The organism is Stenotrophomonas sp. 2YAF22, assembly GCF_052114665.1.
Classification (GTDB): domain Bacteria; phylum Pseudomonadota; class Gammaproteobacteria; order Xanthomonadales; family Xanthomonadaceae; genus Stenotrophomonas; species Stenotrophomonas indicatrix.
In genome coordinates, this window is sequence record NZ_JBFRFE010000486.1 from 1 (window position 1) to 3,354 (window position 3,354).

Genomic DNA, 3,354 nt, shown 5'->3' on the forward strand with positions numbered 1-3,354 from the left:
CGCACAGCGCCATGAATTCGGGCATGCGCGCTTCCAGCTGGTCGGCGGCGTGCTCGAGGATGGCGGCGCGGCTGGCGGCCGGGGTGCGGTTCCAGGCCGGCTGTGCAGTCACGGCATTGGCCAGCGCCTTCTGCACGGTGGCGGCATCGGCGGCCTGCCACTGGCCGACCACTTCACGGGTGTCGGCCGGGTTGGTCACCTGCAGCGATGCGCCGGTCGGGTTCGCGCCCGGCACCAGCGGCGCGGCCTGCCAGGGCTTCACTGCAGCGTTGAGCTGCTCGGCCAGGGCGCGCAGTTCGTTGTCGTTGGCGAGATTGGCGCCCATGGAGTTCTTCCTGTCGTGGTTCTGGCTGCGCAGCAGGTCAACCGGCAGCGGGATCTTGGGATGCGGAATCGATTCGAACGAGGACACCATCTCGACCGGGTCGCGGACCAGGTCGGCGATCGGCACGCGCTCGTCGGTGATGCGGTTGACGAAGCTGGAGTTGGCGCCGTTTTCCAGCAGGCGACGCACCAGATACGGCAGCAGGTCTTCATGCGAGCCGACCGGCGCGTACACGCGGCAGGGCAGGCCGAGGCGGTCGGCCGGCACTACTTCGGCGTACAGGTCGTCGCCCATGCCGTGCAGCTTCTGGTGCTCGTACACGCCGCCGTTGGCGATGCTGCGCACTGCGGCGATGGTGTGCGCGTTGTGCGTGGCGAACATCGGGTAGATCGCGTCAGCATGGGTGAACAGGCGCTTGGCACACGCCAGGTAGGACACGTCGGTGTTCTGCTTGCGGGTGAACACCGGGTAGCCGGCATAGCCTTCGATCTGCGCGCGCTTGATCTCGGCGTCCCAGTAGGCACCCTTGACCAGACGTACCTGCAGGCGACGACCGGCGCGGCGCGCCATGTCGGCCAGGTGGTCGATCGTGTACGGCGTACGCTTCTGGTAAGCCTGCACCACCACGCCGAAGCCATCCCAGCCGGCCAGCGAGGCATCGCCGAACACCTGCTCGATGATGTCCAGCGACAGTTCCAGGCGATCGGACTCTTCGGCGTCGACGGTGCAGCCGATGCCGTAGCTCTTGGCCAGCTGCGCCAGTTCCAGCACGCCGGGCACCAGGTCCTTCAGCACGCGCGCGCGCTTGGCGTGCTCGTAGCGCGGGTACAGCGCCGACAGCTTGATCGAGATGCCCGGTGCGTTGTTGACGTCGCCATCGGCACGGCCACCACGCGACTTGTGGTCACCACCGATGGCGTGGATCGCACGACGGTAGTCTTCCAGGTAACGCAGGGCGTCCTTCATGGTCAGCGCGCCTTCGCCGAGCATGTCGAACGAGTAGCGGTAGCTGGCGCTGTCGCCCTTGTGCGAGCGTGCCAGCGCTTCGCCGATGGTGCGGCCCATGACGAACTGGTGGCCCATGATCTTCATCGCCTGGCGCACGGCCAGGCGTACCACCGGCTCACCGACGCGGCCGACCAGGCGCTTGAACGCGCTGGGCGCATCGGCGCGGGTGGCGTCGTTCATCTGCACCAGCTTGCCGGTCAGCATCAGGCCCCAGGTGGAGGCGTTGACCAGCACCGAATCGCTGCCGCCCAGGTGTTTTTCCCAGTCGGCATCGGCCAGCTTGTCGCGGATCAGCTTGTCGGCGGTCTCCTGGTCCGGAATGCGCAGCAGCGCTTCGGCCACGCACATCAGCAGCACGCCTTCCTCGCTGCCCAGGTCGTACTGGCGCATGAAGGCTTCGATCGCGCCCTGGTCCTTGGCGCGCACACGCACGCGGGCGACCAGGTCGGCGGCCAGCGCCTGCACCCGGGCCTGCTCGTCGGCCGGCAGGCGTGCCTGCGCCAGCAGTTCGCGCACATGGCTGGCCTCGTCTTTCAGCCAACCATCGGTGATGGCCTGGCGGAACGGGTTGGGGGACGCCGGCAGTTCCGGCGACAGCAGCGCCGAGTGACGCGGGGCGTCGCTGGCGGCAATGGGAGAGGAGGGTGCGTTCATGCCGGTCCGGCCAGTGGAAAACTTGGCGATTTTAATCATTTTTTCGACTTCAGGAAGGCCCGCGCAGCCACCTTCATGAATGCTGATAGCCCCTAGCGGTGGTGGATTCAGCGTGTTCAGCAAAGTCGGTACGTTTTGTGCCGAATTCGTCATTCGTGCCGCTGGACCCATGCTGTATTGCAGCATCGGAAAAAGTGTGAATGCACCCTTGCTACCGGCGAGAGGGCAGGGCTACCATCGAGACGTTTCCCGCGGCAGGAACGCGGTTGCGACATGATCGAGGTGCTTACAGCTCCGGATGGGTCAGGTACGCAGCTGCGACTGCGTCCCCCACGGGCGCTCGATGCCCGGCAGTTCGTCCTGTTGTTTGCTGTGTTGTCGGGAGTGATGTGGCTGGTGTCCGCCTTCGGGTGGGTGGCCGGCAATGCATTCGCCCCCCTGTTCGCGCTGCTGTACAGCCTGTTGCTGGCAGCTGCGTTGCGCGCGTTGTGGCGCAGTGGTGAACGGCAGGAGGAAATCCGGGTAGTGCCGGCGTGCGTGGAGGTCATCCCCGTGCCCGGTGGATCGCCGGTGTTCCGGGCTCATCCGCACTGGGTGCGCCTGCTCACCGACGACCAGAGGGTCCGGCTGGCATCCAGCGGCCGGCAGGTGGAGGTGGGGAGTTTCCTCGCGCCGGCCGAACGTCAAACGCTTGTTGAAACGCTTGAAGATTTGCTCGCCGCCAGCGATGGCGGCAACCGACGACGCTAAGGGTCTAGGCAATGAAGCAAAGCAGAGGGTGGGGCACGAAGTGCGTTGCAATGGCCGCCGCGATGGGGGCCCTGCTGTCGATGCCGGGGACGGCGCTGGCCCAGGCGGCCGATCCAAAACCGTGGCAGTTGAACATGGGCAAGGGGGTGACCCAGACCTCGCGCCTGGCCTGGGAATCGAACAACCTTTCGCTGATCGTCTGTACGGTGATCGGCGTGATCGTGTTCGGCGCGATGGCCTACGCGATGTTCAAGTTCCGCAAGTCCAAGGGCGCGGTCGCTGCCACCTTCAGCCACAACACCAAGGCCGAAGTCATCTGGACGGTGATCCCGGTGATCATCCTGGTGGTGATGGCGTGGCCGGCCACGGCCAACCTGATCAAGATGTACGACACCCGCGATGCCGAGATGACGGTCAAGGTCACCGGCTACCAGTGGATGTGGAAGTACGAGTACCTGGGCGAGAACGTGACCTTCACCAGCCGCCTGGACCGCGAGTCCGACCGCATGCGGCAGAGTGGCAAGGTACCGACCCGCGAGAGCCATCCGCACTACCTGCTGGATGTCGACAACCGGCTGGTGCTGCCGGTGGACACCAAGGTGCGCTTCGTCATCACC

General features: G+C 65.9%; 3 protein-coding genes. 2 read left to right on the plus strand and 1 reads right to left on the minus strand.

What is annotated here, in order from left to right; all coding sequences use genetic code 11:
* Positions 1-1,987, minus strand: a 1,987-nt coding sequence (gene putA, locus AB4Y84_RS16895; RefSeq protein WP_442250496.1) for a bifunctional proline dehydrogenase/L-glutamate gamma-semialdehyde dehydrogenase PutA, incomplete at its 3' end; no start/stop codon positions are given.
* A gap of 273 nt (positions 1,988-2,260) precedes the next feature.
* Between putA and AB4Y84_RS16900 the strand changes: the two genes are divergently transcribed.
* The gene (locus tag AB4Y84_RS16900; protein ID WP_025878297.1) at positions 2,261-2,737 is read left to right on the plus strand and encodes a DUF2244 domain-containing protein; all 477 of its coding nucleotides are present in this window, start codon (positions 2,261-2,263) and stop codon (positions 2,735-2,737) included.
* Between the two features lie 11 nt (positions 2,738-2,748).
* Positions 2,749-3,354, plus strand: a 606-nt coding sequence (locus tag AB4Y84_RS16905) for a cytochrome c oxidase subunit II transmembrane domain-containing protein (protein WP_442250497.1), incomplete at its 3' end; no start/stop codon positions are given.